The following is a 16,674-nucleotide window of genomic DNA, read 5'->3' as shown; positions in this document are numbered from 1 at the left end:
TTTAGTCCAAAGCGTACTTCGCTACAGAAAGTGAAGCAAGATCTCCCACACTTTCTTTTAATCCGGATGGAACAACAGTGCAAACCTCCAGGGAGTAAGGGAGTGCTTCTTTTCGAAGTTCTTCCATAACGATAGGCTTAAGTAAAGATTCTTGACGCAAATAGATGCTGCCGATGACAATCATTTCAGGATTTAGCATATCCACTAATAGAGCCAGGCCGCGTCCCAATTTTTGTCCGACTTCCTTATAGATTTCTTTGGCAAGCTCATCACCTGTTTGTGCAGCTTCACCAACCGTTTTAGCTGTAATTATCCCAGCCTCTCCTTTACTGGAACAAATGGATGTCATTTTTCCTTGATCCAACCACTCTATTGCCCTTTTCTGGGCTAAGCGGGCGATACCGCCGCCACTGCAAAAGCCTTCAAATGAACCTGCTTTTCCATAGCCGATTGGCCCGTTATGTTCTAATCGAACATGGCCGACTTCTCCAGCCATATCATTTGTTCCTGTATATAAACGGCCATCGAAAATGAAACCGGCACCCATTCCTGTACCAAATGTCAGGAAAATCATGTTGCTCGTGCCTTTTCCAGCTCCCCATTTCCACTCAGCAAGTGCACAGGCATTGGCATCATTTTGAATGGAAACAGGAACATGAAACCGATCCTGCAATGGTGTCAAAACATCAATCCGATCCCAATTGGGCAAATTGGGCGGGGATAAAATCAGCCCATTTTTACTATCTAGCGGTCCTCCGCAGCTGATTCCAATTGCTTTTAATTCATACCCGAAATGCTCAGACATTAATTTTTCTAATTCAATAATTATTTGGTTGAGTGCATTTTCCGGTGTATCCGGCGTTGGAAAACTTTGTTTTGCAATTAACTGAATGCCTTCCTCAGCTTCCACGCCTAATACAACGGCGCATTTAGTACCACCGATATCTAATCCTGCAAGAACTGGAATCATTCAAAAAATGCCTCCTCTAGCAATAGGCAAAGAGTGTGATAAATCGGAAGATGCCTTTCCTGGATATCCGGTGTTGAGTCAAATGGAACCGAAATTGTTACATCACATAAGGTTTTTAAAGTTCCACCACTTTTACCAGTGAATCCGATCGTCCCTAATCCCAGTGCCCTGGCAACTTTTAATGCATGATTGATATTTTTGGAATTGCCTGATGTGCTAAACCCAATAACCACATCACCCGCTTTTCCATAGCCATATACTTGTTGGGCAAAAACCATATCTGGGGCAACATCATTGGCAAATGCAGTCATAAGTGCTGAATGACTGACAAGTGAGATTGCCGGCAATGCCCCCTGCAAATTTTCACCAAGGTAGTCATCCCCGCCCGAAACTTCTTTTAATTTATCTTTCATTTCCTGTGGCAACGGACGTTTTGACATAAACCCTTTCATTAATTCGCCCACTACATGCTCGCAGTCGGATGCACTGCCGCCGTTTCCGGCCAGTAGTACCTTTCTGCCTGATTCATAGGCTTTTTTAATCATCTTAAAGGATTCCTCAATACTTGTTCGGCATTCTGCTAATTCAGGATATTTTTCAAAAAGTTTTTCCAATGTAGCATTCATGAGTATCCCTCCTTTTAATCAATAGATTTATTTTCTTTCAGGTGATCGATAGCTTTGGCAAAGAAATCGGTACTTCCAAAGCTGCCAGACTTCAAAACAAGCATTCTCTCTGGTGAATTCAAACAAATGCAAGATGGAAGACCTGGTTCGATTTCTCTCCATACAGCCAGACCCTCGATGCCAAGCATGCTGCAAACAGAAGCCGATGTTTCGCCGCCGGCTAATAACAATCGGTTCACGTTGGTTCTTTTTAACGTCTCAGCCACTACACTAGCCAGTGACTCTGATACCATCCTGGAAACCATCGTATTCGTAAAACCTAAACGATCTCCAATTTGCTTTGTATTTCTAACTGACTCAGTGGTGTTTGATGTGTGTACAAGGACGTCCTTGCCCTCATTTAAAAATGTGACAAGATTATCGACTAGTTCCTCTAAATGCGCTTCTTTTTGTTCAGAAAACAAGACGAACGATTTTAATTCAAAAACAGGCATCCCTCGCCGTTTCATTTCTTCAACCTGATCGTATGTCTGCGGCATTAAACTGCCTGCTGCACATAATACTCCTTGCTGCATCAATGGGACGCTAATCGATTGGATGTGACTTTGTCCTTTATTCATGACAATAGCTAGTTCTTCGGCAATGCCTGAAGCACCGCAGATAATTTTTTCATCCTTAATTGCTTCTGCGATTATCTGTAAAGATGTTTGATCTTTGACATCCACAATAAGGTATTGGCATTTTGAACGCATTTGATTAATTTCCCGTTTTAGCTTATCACTGCCCTGTTCGACGACCCCATGGTCAACAAGGGCAACTTTTCTGTTCGTTTGCGCTTGAAGAATTTCAACCAAATCCGACTGAAGCATGGGATGTACGGGATCATTTCGAAACTCGGAATCTGCCAATTTTCTGCCATGTACATAGTGCTGTCCATGCAATGTTGTTCTTCCGTTTTTAGGAAAGCCGAGTACAACGACCGCAAAGTCACTTTCAAGTGCATCGAGCATTGCATCAAATTCAGCACCTATATTTCCTCTAAAGACCGAACATGTTTTATTGAAGAACTGTTTACAGCCTAATGATTGCAAACTTTTTGTACTTGCGAAAACCTTCTTATAGGCTTGTTCTTTAGAATCGAGCCGGGAGTTGGTATCAATGATCAATATTTCTGGGAACGTTCCCAATTTTTCATACAAAAATGGATAGGGATATACAAATGACTGCCAATCAGCCTTTGCAAACATGATGCCGATATCATTTGCACCCGTTATGTCATCAGCGATAATCCCGATCAATCCTCCCACCTCCTCCGCGGTTTATATCCAGATTCATGAAGAAAACTTTGTATCACATCACCAGAAAGCCCTTGAAGACTTACATTTGACATTCGCGAGATAAATAGCATTTTACAAGCCATCTCCAATGTTTGAAGTGCCATTTTCACTTCCTTTAAGGATGTATCATAAACAAGAACGCCATGATTTTCTAATAATAGGATATTTGCTTTTTTTGCCTTTTCTCTAACAAGTTCTCCCAGTTTCATTGAACCGGGATGTGCATAAGCAATTTTTTCAATTCTTTCCAAATAATACACACCTTCAACAAACCAGGCTGATGGAATATCTATTTTCGAAGAGGCAACAAGCGTACTATATAATGGTGATGAATGTAATACAGCCCCAATTTCAGGACGGGTTTCATAGATTGCTTGATGCATCGGGATTTCTTTTGACGGTTTTCTTCCATTATTTAAACTCGTTTTTGTGTCAAAAGGGAATTCAGCAAAATCCTCTATATCCAAATTTCCTAAATACGTTCCACTCGCTGTAATTAGAAAAGAATGATCATTTTTCCTCGCACTGATATTTCCAGAGTTTCCCCAAGCAAGATTGTTTTGCATCATATATTTTCCTGTATCTTGTAATTCCCTTTTTAATTGTAGATTCATATCCAGGCTAACCATTTTATTCATCCCATTCAATCAAATTTGTTTCCCTAATCTGCTTGGCAGGATCTTTAGGGATACGGAAGGTTTTAATTTCTGATGGCTTAAAGGATGCCTTGAAAGAACGATTAAATTTCGGTAATGTAATTTCAACTTCTGTTGCCAATTTATTCGTTTCAAACAGGCGAATAATTATATCCTCATTACCCTCCGCTTTTTTGATTGCACTAACGAGCACATTGTTTTCACTTACCCCCACATAAGAGTCCGTTTGGGGCAATATCCCTTTATGGAAAGTTTCAATGATTGAAATCGGTTTACAGTTTAATTCTGCTGCTCTTTTAGGTATTTCCGCAGCTTCCCAGCTTCCTTCATGTGGAAACAAAGAGTACTCAAAGCGCTGCAAACCTTGGTCAATAAATGTATATTCCTTATCCTCCTCTGGAACAAGCGGGTCATGATGTGCATAAATAGGGCTCCGTAAAACGGTTATGCTCAGCTCCTTATTGTGTATGCTGTAGCTATATTTCGCGTCATTCAGCAGGCTTAATCCATATACACCTTCATGGTTTGGCCTGACTCCTGTCACATCCACCCAGGTTTGACCTGGTTCTTCCTCACCATTATGCTCACGCTCAATGGTTCCATATGGAATCTCATACGTTTGTTTTCTATAAATGGCATTTATCGGGAAAACAAGTTTGAGCATCTTAAACTTTTCACGCCAATCAACCGTAACCTTCACATCTATTTGGTCCTTTTCCTGATACATCGTGAAGTCTTGAATCAAAATGGAACGACCGTATTCACTCTTCACCCGAATAACGGATTTTACTGGTCCGTGTTCAGCAAGATAGATTTTTGTTGCTTTGAAATCCCCTGCTATTTCATTAAAATGAAGTGTGTCATGGCTCCAGGTATCTGTTTTGTCATTTATAACTATCGGTTTTGCTGCTGGTCCTGAAAAGACTTCATGCCCGACACGCAGATCGTAAAGGCTTGTGATCCAGCCAGTTTCCGCGTCAAACTCCAGCCTATACCGGCCATTTTCCATGGTAAGCTGATTCGCTTTCAATGGTTCGAAAGCCGATTCAACACAATTTAATTCGGTGTAAAGCTTATAAACCCGGTACCCCATTGCAGGCAAATCCGCCAAAAAGTTTAACCGATATCGTCCACCTGCTGTTGCTTGGGATTGGACCGTTTGAAATGGCACAGCATTTCCCTGATCATCAACCAATTCAGAGCCAGGCTTTAATCCGCCAATCTCAATTTCGACATTCACCTTACTCTCCCATGCATGCGGATTAAAGACAACAATCGGTTTCATTCGTTCATCCTGTTCAATATCTATTTTCCATGAAATCGACTGAATGGCATTATTCAAGGCCCGATCAGCAATTGAGAGTGTCTCTCCGTATAAATTCCGTGCGTCTTCATAGGCGGATTCTATACTCGTTCCCGCTAAAATATCATGAAACTGATTAAATAAAACATTCTTCCAGGCACGATTCAATTCAACTGGATAAGGTTGTCCTGTCAGCCAATAAGCAAGAGCTGAATATTTTTCGGCTGTAATTAGCATATTCTCTGACTTGCGATTGTATTGCTTTACACCGGAATGCGCTGCATAACAGCCGCTGGCATGGTGCTGCAAATCATCGTGAACCACGGGTAAATCCTTGGTATCTATCATTTTCTCAAAATACATATCTGGTGTTGAAAAAACAAGATGTGGAAGATTTTCATCCTGATTTAATCTCTGAATACTTTCGATATTTTCCTTCGTTGGTCCACCGCCATGGTTCCCTACTCCATAAAAAATCATCAGGTCTTGGATGTTTCCTTTAAACTCGTTTTTACATCTTTTTATATATCTTTCGAGGTCTTTACCCCAGGAATTATATTCATACATAATTCTGAAGGCCAAAACACGCGATCCATCATCAGATTCCCACCAGAAAAGTTTACTTGGCAGCCCTTTTTCATTTGGTGCCGGCCGCATAAAAACATAAGAGTCCATTCCGCTTTTCTTTAATATTTGCGGAAGCATCCCATTATGCCCGAAGCTATCGACATTGTAGCCGACCTTTGCTGTTACTCCAAACTTTTCTTGAAAATAACGCTGGCCGTAAAGACCCTGCCTTACAAATGATTCACCGCTTGGGATATTGCAATCAGGCTGGATCCACCATCCGCCAACAATCCTCCATTTGCCCTCTTCTACCCTTTTTTGAATTTCTGCAAACATCTCCGGATCATTCTCTTCTACCCACTCATACATAGCGGCAGAACTTGAGGTAAAAATAAAATCGTCATATTCTTTCATCCGGTCCAATGCTGATCGGAAAGTTGCTTTTGTTTCTTGAAACCCCTCTTGCCATTGCCAAAGCCAAACCGGATCTAAATGAGCATTACCGATCATATGGAAAGTTTTATCCTTCATTTCCTAAAGCCCTCCGTCTCATCTCGTTGATTATTTATTGAATTGACCCGCTTTATTTTCACTTAATAAAAATTTGGAGATTTTTCCTTTTACTGTTTCTTCCACTGCGTTTTGACCAGCTATTAATCTGTCTTCAGGTAATTGGTTACATTCCATATTTGTCATTCTTTCTTCACGACCGATTGCATTTAAAAAAGAAAGTTCCAAGTCTGTAGCGATATTCACTTTACTTACGCCGCCATTTGGCAATTGAAATGCCTTTTGAACCATTTCGCTCGGTACACCAGACCCACCGTGAAGGACTAAATGAACAGGAGTTAATTCACGAATTGCAGCTAAACGCTCATAATCAACCTTTGGTTCACGAACCATGTACACACCATGAGCTGTACCGCAGGATACTGCTAGTGCATCGACACCCGTCTGCTTTACAAATTCTGCTGCTTCAATAGGGTCTGTATATAATTCTTCATCGTTATCTGTCTCAATAAAATCAGTCGTACCGATCATTCCGAGTTCCGCTTCAACAGAAACCCCTTTTGCATGTGCATATTCCACAACATCTTTTGTGATTTTCACATTTTCTGAGAATGGTTTTTCAGAGGCATCAATCATAACGGAAGTGAAACCAGCCTCAATGGCATCCTCTATGATTTTTAAATCCTTCGTATGATCGAGGTGTAAAACAACCGGCACCGTAATAGCCAATTTTTCAAGCTGTGCATAAAACTCATTGGCGAATTCAAATGGAGTAATCCCATAGCGCTCCAATTCCTTTTGTGAAATTTGAACAATAAGCGGGGAAGCAGTCTTTTGGCCAGCCTTCAATACTGGGGCAATCATGGCTGTATATCTTGGTGAAAATGATCCTGTTGCATATTGAAATTTTTCCGCAACCGCCAGTGCTTCTGTTAATGAAATGACATTAGTCGGTTTTAATTGATTCATTCTAATCATCCTTTTTATTTTATTGTTGCAGTGTGCGTTTTACTGTCTCCATTCCCAATTCCGGACTCGTTACAAAGTGTCTTTGCTCTTCTTGTGTAAACGTTGAAACGACTCGCGCCATTGAAGCCTGAGCAAGAACAACGATGTCAACCCTTTTAGCCAATTCTTTTAAGGCAGCCGACAAATCAGCATCATGACCTTCTTTATCATTTACAAGTAATTTTTTGTATGCAGAAGCGATCAAAATGGGTTCAAACTCCACATTTTTCATTTTTCTCTCAGCTTTTTGCTTAAGGAGTTCCAGAGTAGGCTTTAAAGTTGTCTCTAATGTCGCAGCAACTCCAATTTTCTCCGCCATGTCAACTGCAAATTCAGCCATAGCCTCATCAATGCGGACGATTGGAGTTGATACTTTTGACTGAGTATTTTTAACAAGTTCACCTATAGAAGAGCAAGCATTTAAAATACAATCGGCACCAAGTTGTTCCGCAACCTTGGCGTAGCTTTCCCACCGTTCAGCTATTTCTTGAACGTTTCCACCATTGCGGCCTAATTGAGGCAGAATGGAATCATCTACTAAATTGATAATTTCGCAATCTCCAATCATTCTTGCAGCTAATTCCTTTAAAGGCTCAATTGTAACCGGTGTCGTATGAATGATTGCCAGTTTCTTTTTCATCCTTAAATTCCTCCAGATCTAAACTCATTTGCCAACGGTCAGTCCATTCCGCTGTTATGGCAGCTGTAATTTGCTGCTAAAAGACAAGGCTTCTTGTGTTGCATATAGAACAAGCCCTACACACCAAGAATGAGAGAGAGTTAGCATCATTCCCTTTGGCTGAAAGCAATTTGTATTATAAAAGCGCTCGGTAACCATACCCTTATAGGCATTGAAATCACCATCATTCCTGGCAATAAATTGCAGGAAGCACGCAATATGATCCCGCGTCCGATCCAGGTAATAGGAATCTTCAGTATATTGCCATAGGCGAAGCATCTCTGGAACACAAAACAATCCATAATTATGTAAATGCTGATTTGAAGGAGAAGCTTGATCTGCACCGCGGGAACGGAAATCATATTGTTTCAGGAAGGTATGCTCCGGGAAAGATAGATTATATGTCCAGCGGAAGGTCATTAACCAATCAGCTGCATGCTTGGCAAGGTTTAACCATTTTTCATTTTTATCATTTTCATAGAGTAATACATAGGCAACAACGGCATTGTAAGCATCTTCAGATGTCGGTGTTAAATGGACATCCTCCGGAGCACCGTAAATATATTCATCTAAAACAAATTGCTCGTAGAAATCCCCTGCTTTTTTGGCAGCCATTAGAAATGTTTCATTATTGAAATATTTACTTCCTTCCAATAATGAAGCAATCCATAAAATACCGCCTGCACCATCCCATTCTTCGACTTCGCCTGTTTCACAATGATAATAGGATCCGAAATTACCATCAGCACGTTGATGTTCAATAGCAAAGTTTAAATTTGAAAGGACTGCTTTTTCCCATTCAGGATGACTAAAACCGGATTGCTTTTCAAAGCTTAGGGCGCGGACCAAAAAAAGGGTTGCTTCAGAGATTGTTCTGGCTTGTAACCACGTATTCTTTGGATTCCAGCCTGTTCCCCAGCCTTTCCCGAGAACCCAGGATGCCCAGAACGTTCCACTTGGAGCAAGCGCTGAAGCAACATTATTGATTACATCAATTGCTGCATCAACATAATGACCAATTGCTTTGTTTCTTCCGAATGTCAGCAGCGCATAGGCATAAGGTACACCGCTGACCCAGCCAACATGCATATGAGGACGGTCACCCATTCCTTTAACATTATTATTAAACTCCCTGTCGAAGGCAGCAGTTTCTGATAGAATGCTATGTTCAGGCATATAATGCCAACGATATAATCCGTGTGCAGTAAGGTCAGAAGCTTCTTCCAGTCCCATCCATGGGTTTAATGGGTACTCCTGTTGATGAAGCTTGTACATTTCACGAACAAACGGATTATAAGAGTGTAAATCAGGTGATGCTGTATAGATTTTCAATTGCAAATGGATGGTTTCACCTGGCTTAAAAGTGTATAAAGCTATATCCTTTGGCGCTGGAATGGGTTCGCCTATAAATGTGACAGGCTCCTCTTTATAAGGAAAGTTCACCCAAATGGAAGATTCTGATTCATTTCCGCGGAAGCCCAATCCTGTTAACCCGATTTCACTCATTTCTTCCACACAGAGTGCCCCGCACATTTCATCATTCCAGGCAAAGATGGCAGGAAGAGCAGCGCGATCTGTACGGAAAGACCAATAGTCTGATACCATCTCGTCATGGTTTCCGCCGCGGTAATCATATCTTGGATATTTTCTGGCATTATGTTCGAAGCGATTTTCTTTATAAAAAGCCCCTGGAATCATCCAGGTCGGCATTCCACTTCCAAGCAGCTCACAGTTAAATTGTAAGCCAAAAGACGCTGGAATATTTTTATGATACCTTACATCAAGATCTACTTGGATAAAGCCGCATCCGTCTTGTATATGCTTCCAATCAGAATGGACAGTAAAGAAATTTCCACTCCCCGAAATGCGATAACCGCTATCAACTTCTTTTACCTCATCGATCCTTATTTTTTCTACATCCTTATCTTCATTATAGATATCGAGCAGTGTATCGAGTTGAAGGAACGCGTTTCCACTCTTTCGTTCCGATGAAAAGACTTGAATTTCGTATTTTTTATTACTATCATTTTTTATGTTTATAAGTGTTCCCAAGCAAATCACACCTTTAGTTTGTAAAGTTCTATCAGATTATCTCTAAAAATCCGCTGTGCCAACTCTACAGCTTCTTTTTCTGATAACATTTGGTCCTGTACTTTTTCCACTAATACATCTCCCACGATTTTACGTGCAAGCTTTTGATGTGCATATGTTCCTTCAATCACATTGTAATCCCCGCCAAATCCGAAAATCTTATTTTGCGGAACCATTTCAATCATTTGATGCATAATTTGTTTACCTATTGATGGGGAAATCACATATACCCAAGTAAAATCTGCGTACACATTCGGATAATTTTTAGCGATACTCATATATTCCTGGTGGTATGGGACACCACAATGTAATAAAACAAATTTTGCATCAGGGTAAGCGGCTATTAGAGGAATTAAATCCGTTACATTCGAGTTGGTAATGATATTTCCATTCCCGGAAACGCTTGGTTCCTGGTGCCCTGTATGAATTTGAATCGGCAAATCATATTTGATGGAACATTGGATAATATGATGAATCAGATAATCTTGCAAAAGAATCGATTCTTGTTGCGATATAGGCTGGTCCAAAAAAGATGAAAGCAGGCGATTAAAACATTGTTCCGCTTCATAAAAGGTAGGCTTCGTCGACTTTAGCGACCTCCAATAGGCATGGCCCAGCTTAGTGGCGATCATTCCTTCCGTAACAAACCTATTTAATAAGGCATCTACAGCTTGAAGATAATCTTGGAAGGTATGAATCCTCTCACCGGAGTCCCGTTCAATAGCCTGAACATCCTTTAGAGTCCTCAACTTATAGGCATAGTCTAAAAACATGACTGGCCGAAAAAGTGAAAAATCGACTTTCGTTGTAAAAGCTAATGTTAAAGCTAAATCAATTCCCGACTTTTCCTGCAGCACTTTTGCATACCATTGATCATCATTTGTAGCTGACAATACTTTTTCATTTAGGGATAAAATCCCTTGAACTGACCAATCATCCATCCCATATAAATCATTTACCGCAGTTTTTAATGTTCGTGCATAGGCCGTATTTTTCGTTCTATTAAAAAAAGTTAGAAATTGCTCTGCCTTCTCTTCATCACTTAATTTTGTATTTCGGCTTAAAATACCACGTGGCATCCCTGCGGTAATCAAGTCTGAATCTAAATAATGAAGAAGACCAAAAAAATCCACTTTATTTTTTTTTCGTATTTCTACTGGGTCAATGTGTTCATGACCATCGATGATGCGAATTTTGTTAATTTCTTCATGTATGCTGCTCATTTTATTGCCCCTTCCAAAGATAAAGGATGACCTAAAAGATGACATCCCCTTAGCTGCTCCAAATCGAAATAGATCGGTATGGAGCAGCAAGAAAGTGCCCTTTGACTTAAGTCATCCTTTTTTCAAAGACAAACAAGTTAATTGACTTGAATATCTGGGAATGTGTTTTGCACTTCTGCTTTAAAGTCTTTCACTACTTGAGTGTAATCCTCATTATCCTTAACACCTTCACCAGCAATTTTCACCCATTGTGCTCGTACGTCTTCACCATATTTATCTGCTTTTTCCGCAGGAATATTTTTCACCATATCAAAGTAAGGCTTTAACACATTCTCATCACCGAACATTGGGAATTTAAATGTAGTCAGGTTATCATTAAAAACTGATTCTAATCCTGGCATATTACCAGTGGTTTTAAGGTTATATTGCTGCCAGTCTTTACTTGCAACATACTGCATGAATTTATAAGCTAAATCTTTGTTTGGAGAATTTTTATAGATTGCATGGTACGTACCGCCCATGTACCATCCTTTTGGTGTATTCGCAATACCAAATTTACTATTTGCCTTATTATTTTTGTTATCTACCATGAAGCCTCCCCATGCAGGCATTGCCGTTAAAATAACACTTCCATCATTAAGGGCATTTCCCCAGCCAGCAGAGAAGAAATCAAGCTTGGCTTCAACATTGTTATTAAACATTTCTTTTTGGGTATTATAAATTTTCTCCCAGGCAGGATCGATATTTAATTTTCCGCTTTTTACGAATGGCTGTGTATTATAAGCTTCAATGTTAAACAAATCACCGCTTGAAGAAACTAAATGAACCTTTCCATTACTTTCCTTATTAATTTTCTCGCCTAATGCAATAATTTTGTCGTAAGAATTAACCATTTGACTAATTTGGTTTGAATCATCTGTACCTAACCATTTTTTTGCATTTGTTTTGATATACCAGAACGCGCCTGGTGATGAGGTATCTGCAACAGCCTTTAACTTACCTTGTGAATCTCTTCCCAGTTCCTGTACATATGGAACATAGCCTTTTACTAAATTATCTCCACCCATACTTGAAAGGTCTTGGATAAATGGAGAATCAATAAATTTACCAATATAGCCTCTTTCCAGGTCAAACACATCTGGAACGTCTGTGCCTGATTGAAGTGCAGATAATAGTTTTGTTTGATATTGATCGCCAGGGAAAACCTTTACGTCAACTTTAATATTCGGATATTTTTTTTCAAACTGTGCAGCTAAATCTTTCACTTGACCAAAGTATGTCCAAATGACAATTTTACCACTAGACTTATTGCTTGCATTGGTTGCAGCCGAAGAAGAACTAGAAGAATTAGAACTTGAGCATCCTGAAAATAGTGCTAAAACTAAAGCGAGCGCAAATACGATAGAAAGCCATTTTTTCATAGTAGATGTACAACCCCTTTTTTGATATAATGAAGGTCTAATATTTTTTCTTATCCATTTTTTAGGTGACTAAAGACCGTCAATTCTATAACACCTTTAAAAAGATAAGTAATGCTTGCCTCAGTGAAGGATTTCCACTCCTTCACTGAATGTTTTTTATCATCCTATATGTATTTCCGGCACCACCCCCGTCAAGTCATGGTCCAAATCATCCTTTTAGTGCTCCTGCAGTAACACCACTGATGATCTTCTTGGAAACAATGGAGAAGAAAATCAAGATTGGGATAACAGAAATCATAATCCCCACATACATCGCTCCGAAGTCAGTAGAGAATTGAGACTTAACACTCGCAATCATAACCGGCAGCGGCTGCATATCATTATTAAAGATCACAATCATAGGTGTCAGGAATTCATTCCACTTACCGATAAAAGACATAATCCCTAATGTTGATAGGGCCGGCACTAGTAATGGAAGAACTAAACTATGAAAAATTCTGAGCTCACGGCACCCATCAATCCTTCCAGATTCAAGGATCTCTGTTGGAACAGTTGAATCACACATTTGTTTCATAAAAAAGATCCCAAATGCATTTGATATCGATGGAAGGATGATTGGCCAGTAGGTATTTAACATGTGCAATGCATTTACGAGCTTGAAAAAGCCGATTATTCCCAGTTGTCCAGGAATCATCATTGTTCCAAGGACGGCGAGAAAAAGAATGTTTTTCCCCTTAAAGTTATATTTCGAGAAACCATAACCTGCTAAAGCAGAGAAGTACAAATTCAAGGCAGTTGAAGTAATCGTAATAAACAAACTATTAACAAACCCCCGCCAAATTGGGACAGTGTGAATTAAACGTTCATAGTTATTGATAAATTCAGATCCTGGAATTAATAACAGTTTCCTTGCAATCTCTGAATTTGTGTGAGAGGAAGTAACTAACATGCTATAAAAGGGCATTATACATGTAAACGCAATCAAAGAAAGAAATAAATATAGGAAGGACTTCCCCGCTATTTCTATTAAGCTTTTCTTTTTTCCAGTTTTGTAATTGGTTATTGGAACAGTTTTTTCTACAATACTATGATTTACACTCATTATTAAAGGATCTCCTTTCATCCGAATCAAAGAGCCCTGATTCAATAGTAAAAGCTTGTCTATTGTTCAACTTTGTTCATACCTGAGAACTTTATGGAAATTAACGAGAATACTAAAATGATAACAAAGATTGCATAGGCGATTGCAGCTCCATAACTATAATCATAGTTTTTGAATGCTGTTTGATATAAATACATTACCATTGTCAAGGTTGAATTTTTTGGACCACTGCCAAGCATTAAAGGTGCATCGAATAATTGCAGGCCGCCAATGATAGAGGTAATGAAGGTAAACAACAATACCGGTTTTAATAACGGCAATGTAATTTTCGTTGCAATATTCCATCGTGAAGCACCATCCACTTCAGCTGCCTCAAAAAGTTCACCTGGAATGGCTTGGAGCCCGGCAATAAAAACAAGCATATTAAATCCAAAATATTGCCATATAATAACCAGCGCTACAATAATTCTCAAAAGCCACGGGCTATTAAACCAGTAAATTGGATCATGAATAAGGCCCATCCCCATCAAAAGCTTATTGACACTGCCTGTTTGCCAGTCAAACATTAAACTGAATAAAACCCCTAGCGTTACAGGTGTTACGATATTAGGAAAGTAGTAAACAGCCCGAAAGAAATTTTTTCCTTTGATAAACTTTTCATTTAGAATTAGAGCCAATGCCAATGCCAACGCCAATTGAGGGATAATCGATAATATCCAAATAATTAATGTGTTCCCTATCGACTGATAGAAAAGTGGATCATGAAGTAATCTGGTATAATTCTTTAGCCCAATAAATGCTGGGGCCGTGAAACCATCCCATTTCGTAAAACTTAAATAGAGTGAATAGATGATTGGAGTTAGCCCAAAAATTAGGAATATAATAAAAAACGGAAGTACAAAATATAGCCCATATCGGGATTTGTTGATTGAATTTTTCATAACTTCACAGCCTTTTAATCTTTTTAATGAAATCCTTAGCATCGTAACCTTCTGACTTATATTTCTATTTTCTTTCGATAGATTTTACATCAAATTTCTGCATGAATTTCGGATTATTAAATGCGGCTTTAATAGATGACGTTCATATACGAATTCTTCATTATTCTCTATCCTTTTAAACAGTTCTACCGCAGCCCGTGCTCCCATAGCTCGAAATGGCTGCTTTACGGTTGTCAATGATGGATAAACCCAAGCAGATATCGTAATATCATCAAACCCGGTTAAGGAAAGGTCTCTAGGCACACTGTACCCCTGTTCTTGGAGCGCTCTTAAAGCTCCAATGGCTGTTTCGTCATTAGAAGCAACAACCGCAGTGAAATCTCCGACAGATAATAAATGATTCATTGCTTTATAGCCATCTTCATTTGACCAATTAGTTGGAACAATCCATTCAGGGTCGACCCTAAGCTTTAATTGTTCCATCGTCTCCAAATATCCTGCCAGCCTGCATTTTGTGGCCGCAGCGTGATCTGGACCCGATATATAAGCAATTTTTTGATGACCAATCCTGTTTAAATATTTAACAAGCTCAGCAATTCCATAATAGTTATCAACATCTACTGAAATTAATTCCTCGACACCTGCCGTATCCCCAAAGATAACAACGGGAAAATCTGCATTTGCTATCTCCTGTAAATCTCGTAAATCTCTTTTCTTGAAACTGACCATGATGACTCCATCAACTTGTCCTTCAAAATAAAGGTTTTGAAAATATGATTCCAATTGGTAATTAGAAGTCATACTGTAAAACACACAATTATACCCGTTCTCTTTTGCTGTTTCTTCAATTCCTCTGAAAATCTCAGAATAAAAAAGATTCGACATAGTATCAACAACAATTCCAATTGTCCGCGTTTTACTTACTACTAATCGCCTTGCATTTTCATTACGATGATAGTTTAATTCTTTAATTGCTTTTTTAAGTGCCTCTTCTGTTTCTTTTTTTATTGGCTGTCCATTTAAATATCGAGAAACTGTACTTTTGGAGGTATTAGCCAATCTTGCGACATCTTTAATTGTAGGACTCATTTATATCCCTCCTTTCTGATTTACTATTTTTAATTTATTAGTTGGAACGTTCCCAAAACCAACTAAAATTTTTTAGGATGACCAGAGCAACTTCCAACACAAAACCGTCAAATATGCACCACTGTGATAAAGCATTAAGTGGCTTCATTCAAGGCTGTTCATGTATTGAACTGCCAAATCCCTACGGCCCCTCCATCATATGGAAGGATCGCAGGTCAATAATAATAACATAACTATTTCTGTCAAATAAATGCGGGAAATCGTTTTCATTTCCATAAAAAAAACATCTTGCTCTTTAACTGTTCCTATCATATGACTTTAAAAATAAGTTTAAGGAATGATTTTTCAAATTCCTTTTCTTCATTTGGGAACGTTCCCGTTTAAGAGCAAGCAAATCTTATCTACTTAAAATTTTAGAGGCTTATAACCATTTTGTCAACAATAATAGTAATTTTCTGATTTCAATAAAACTTTGGAATCATACCAATTATTACCTTGCCTTTTTATCCCCCGCAAGTTTATTAATTTTCACGATTGTATTGTATACATACCACATCCAAATATAACTAATGACACTCCCGCTAAAAAACAGAAATAGGGCAGGTACTTTGATTAACAGCCAATAGTCTATATAGGAGATGATAAAGATCCCAGCTGTCTTTAAAGGTGAAGCTACACTGTATAAAAAGCTATATTTTAAGTAGTCAAAAAAACGATATTGAAAATGTACAAAGACGGGAAAAAAATAGATACATGTCGTAATAAAGAAATACGCAATCAATATTATTCCTACTTTTACTACCGAACCGATAATCGATTTCCCTAAACTAAAGTAGTGAAAATCAATATATATAATCCAGCCAACTACTACCAAGATTAAACCCAAACCATTAACTTTAACAAATTCGGTTTTATATGTTTGCCAGAACGTTTTAAAAACAGGAGCATCTTCTTCTCCCAATAACCACTTGCGAATGACAGAAAACATGGCAGCTGTTGAAGGGAAGAACCCAAAAATACCTAAGCCAACGATTATAAAGACAATCCATAATAATTGAAGATAGGCAAAATGCATAACCAGTTCCGTTATCCGATAGATGAAACCACTTAATCCCTTTGACTTCATTCTTAATCATCCTTTGAACAGATAG

General features: G+C 38.8%; 14 protein-coding genes. All 14 read right to left on the bottom strand.

The genetic code is table 11. The features are described from left to right. Position 1: 1 nt before the first annotated feature. The 14 genes from ACZ5XR_RS02835 to ACZ5XR_RS02770 all read right to left on the bottom strand — a co-directional run bounded on the left by ACZ5XR_RS02835 (position 2) and on the right by ACZ5XR_RS02770 (position 16,649). Positions 2 to 970 (bottom strand): ROK family protein, encoded by a 969-nt coding sequence (locus ACZ5XR_RS02835; RefSeq protein ID WP_464500198.1) that lies wholly within the window; start codon positions 968 to 970, stop codon positions 2 to 4. Beyond that, complete coding sequence (locus ACZ5XR_RS02830; RefSeq protein WP_464500197.1) at positions 967 to 1,596, bottom strand: D-sedoheptulose-7-phosphate isomerase; 630 nt, start codon at positions 1,594 to 1,596, stop codon at positions 967 to 969. Before ACZ5XR_RS02830 ends, ACZ5XR_RS02835 begins: the two co-directional genes overlap by 4 nt. Before the next feature lie 14 nt (positions 1,597 to 1,610). After that, positions 1,611 to 2,894 (bottom strand): four-carbon acid sugar kinase family protein, encoded by a 1,284-nt coding sequence (locus ACZ5XR_RS02825; protein WP_464500196.1) that lies wholly within the window; start codon positions 2,892 to 2,894, stop codon positions 1,611 to 1,613. Next, a complete protein-coding gene (locus tag ACZ5XR_RS02820) occupies positions 2,891 to 3,562 on the bottom strand; it encodes a class II aldolase/adducin family protein (protein WP_464500195.1) in 672 nt (223 codons plus the stop codon). Before ACZ5XR_RS02820 ends, ACZ5XR_RS02825 begins: the two co-directional genes overlap by 4 nt. 1 nt (position 3,563) lies before the next feature. Beyond that, the gene (locus tag ACZ5XR_RS02815; RefSeq protein ID WP_464500194.1) at positions 3,564 to 5,990 is read right to left on the bottom strand and encodes an alpha-mannosidase; all 2,427 of its coding nucleotides are present in this window, start codon (positions 5,988 to 5,990) and stop codon (positions 3,564 to 3,566) included. Positions 5,991 to 6,020: 30 nt separating this feature from the next. Next, complete coding sequence (locus ACZ5XR_RS02810) at positions 6,021 to 6,938, bottom strand: class II fructose-bisphosphate aldolase (protein WP_464500193.1); 918 nt, start codon at positions 6,936 to 6,938, stop codon at positions 6,021 to 6,023. A 19-nt stretch (positions 6,939 to 6,957) separates the two neighbouring features. Beyond that, complete coding sequence (locus tag ACZ5XR_RS02805) at positions 6,958 to 7,617, bottom strand: aspartate/glutamate racemase family protein (RefSeq protein ID WP_464500192.1); 660 nt, start codon at positions 7,615 to 7,617, stop codon at positions 6,958 to 6,960. A gap of 54 nt (positions 7,618 to 7,671) precedes the next feature. Further along, the gene (locus ACZ5XR_RS02800; protein WP_464500191.1) at positions 7,672 to 9,708 is read right to left on the bottom strand and encodes a hypothetical protein; all 2,037 of its coding nucleotides are present in this window, start codon (positions 9,706 to 9,708) and stop codon (positions 7,672 to 7,674) included. 5 nt (positions 9,709 to 9,713) lie between these two features. Next, a complete protein-coding gene (locus ACZ5XR_RS02795; RefSeq protein WP_464500190.1) occupies positions 9,714 to 10,970 on the bottom strand; it encodes an amidohydrolase family protein in 1,257 nt (418 codons plus the stop codon). Between the two features lie 137 nt (positions 10,971 to 11,107). Then, a complete protein-coding gene (locus ACZ5XR_RS02790) occupies positions 11,108 to 12,391 on the bottom strand; it encodes an ABC transporter substrate-binding protein (RefSeq protein ID WP_464500189.1) in 1,284 nt (427 codons plus the stop codon). 208 nt (positions 12,392 to 12,599) lie between these two features. Continuing rightward, positions 12,600 to 13,493: a carbohydrate ABC transporter permease gene (locus tag ACZ5XR_RS02785; protein WP_464500188.1), complete on the bottom strand. Its 894-nt coding sequence runs from the start codon at positions 13,491 to 13,493 to the stop codon at positions 12,600 to 12,602. Between the two features lie 59 nt (positions 13,494 to 13,552). Continuing rightward, complete coding sequence (locus tag ACZ5XR_RS02780) at positions 13,553 to 14,476, bottom strand: carbohydrate ABC transporter permease (RefSeq protein ID WP_464500187.1); 924 nt, start codon at positions 14,474 to 14,476, stop codon at positions 13,553 to 13,555. Positions 14,477 to 14,518: 42 nt separating this feature from the next. Then, complete coding sequence (locus ACZ5XR_RS02775; RefSeq protein ID WP_464500186.1) at positions 14,519 to 15,523, bottom strand: LacI family DNA-binding transcriptional regulator; 1,005 nt, start codon at positions 15,521 to 15,523, stop codon at positions 14,519 to 14,521. A 490-nt stretch (positions 15,524 to 16,013) separates the two neighbouring features. Continuing rightward, positions 16,014 to 16,649 (bottom strand): YesL family protein, encoded by a 636-nt coding sequence (locus ACZ5XR_RS02770; protein ID WP_464500185.1) that lies wholly within the window; start codon positions 16,647 to 16,649, stop codon positions 16,014 to 16,016. Positions 16,650 to 16,674: the final 25 nt, after the last annotated feature.

It is taken from the genome of Neobacillus sp. Fa239 (assembly GCF_055395235.1).
Note: the sequence above shows the minus strand (reverse complement) of the source record. Positions and strands in the feature narration are given on the sequence as shown.

Bases quoted from the DNA above. Each gene is read 5' to 3' on its own strand.
- ACZ5XR_RS02770 (WP_464500185.1), bottom strand. From the start codon at position 16,649: ATGAAGTCAAAGGGATTAAGTGGTTTCATCTATCGGATAACGGAACTG.
- ACZ5XR_RS02775 (WP_464500186.1), bottom strand. From the start codon at position 15,523: ATGAGTCCTACAATTAAAGATGTCGCAAGATTGGCTAATACCTCCAAA.
- ACZ5XR_RS02795 (WP_464500190.1), bottom strand. From the start codon at position 10,970: ATGAGCAGCATACATGAAGAAATTAACAAAATTCGCATCATCGATGGT.
- ACZ5XR_RS02780 (WP_464500187.1), bottom strand. From the start codon at position 14,476: ATGCTAAGGATTTCATTAAAAAGATTAAAAGGCTGTGAAGTTATGAAA.
- ACZ5XR_RS02830 (WP_464500197.1), bottom strand. From the start codon at position 1,596: ATGAATGCTACATTGGAAAAACTTTTTGAAAAATATCCTGAATTAGCA.
- ACZ5XR_RS02805 (WP_464500192.1), bottom strand. From the start codon at position 7,617: ATGAAAAAGAAACTGGCAATCATTCATACGACACCGGTTACAATTGAG.
- ACZ5XR_RS02790 (WP_464500189.1), bottom strand. From the start codon at position 12,391: ATGAAAAAATGGCTTTCTATCGTATTTGCGCTCGCTTTAGTTTTAGCA.
- ACZ5XR_RS02815 (WP_464500194.1), bottom strand. From the start codon at position 5,990: ATGAAGGATAAAACTTTCCATATGATCGGTAATGCTCATTTAGATCCG.
- ACZ5XR_RS02835 (WP_464500198.1), bottom strand. From the start codon at position 970: ATGATTCCAGTTCTTGCAGGATTAGATATCGGTGGTACTAAATGCGCC.
- ACZ5XR_RS02785 (WP_464500188.1), bottom strand. From the start codon at position 13,493: ATGAGTGTAAATCATAGTATTGTAGAAAAAACTGTTCCAATAACCAAT.
- ACZ5XR_RS02810 (WP_464500193.1), bottom strand. From the start codon at position 6,938: ATGAATCAATTAAAACCGACTAATGTCATTTCATTAACAGAAGCACTG.
- ACZ5XR_RS02820 (WP_464500195.1), bottom strand. From the start codon at position 3,562: ATGGTTAGCCTGGATATGAATCTACAATTAAAAAGGGAATTACAAGAT.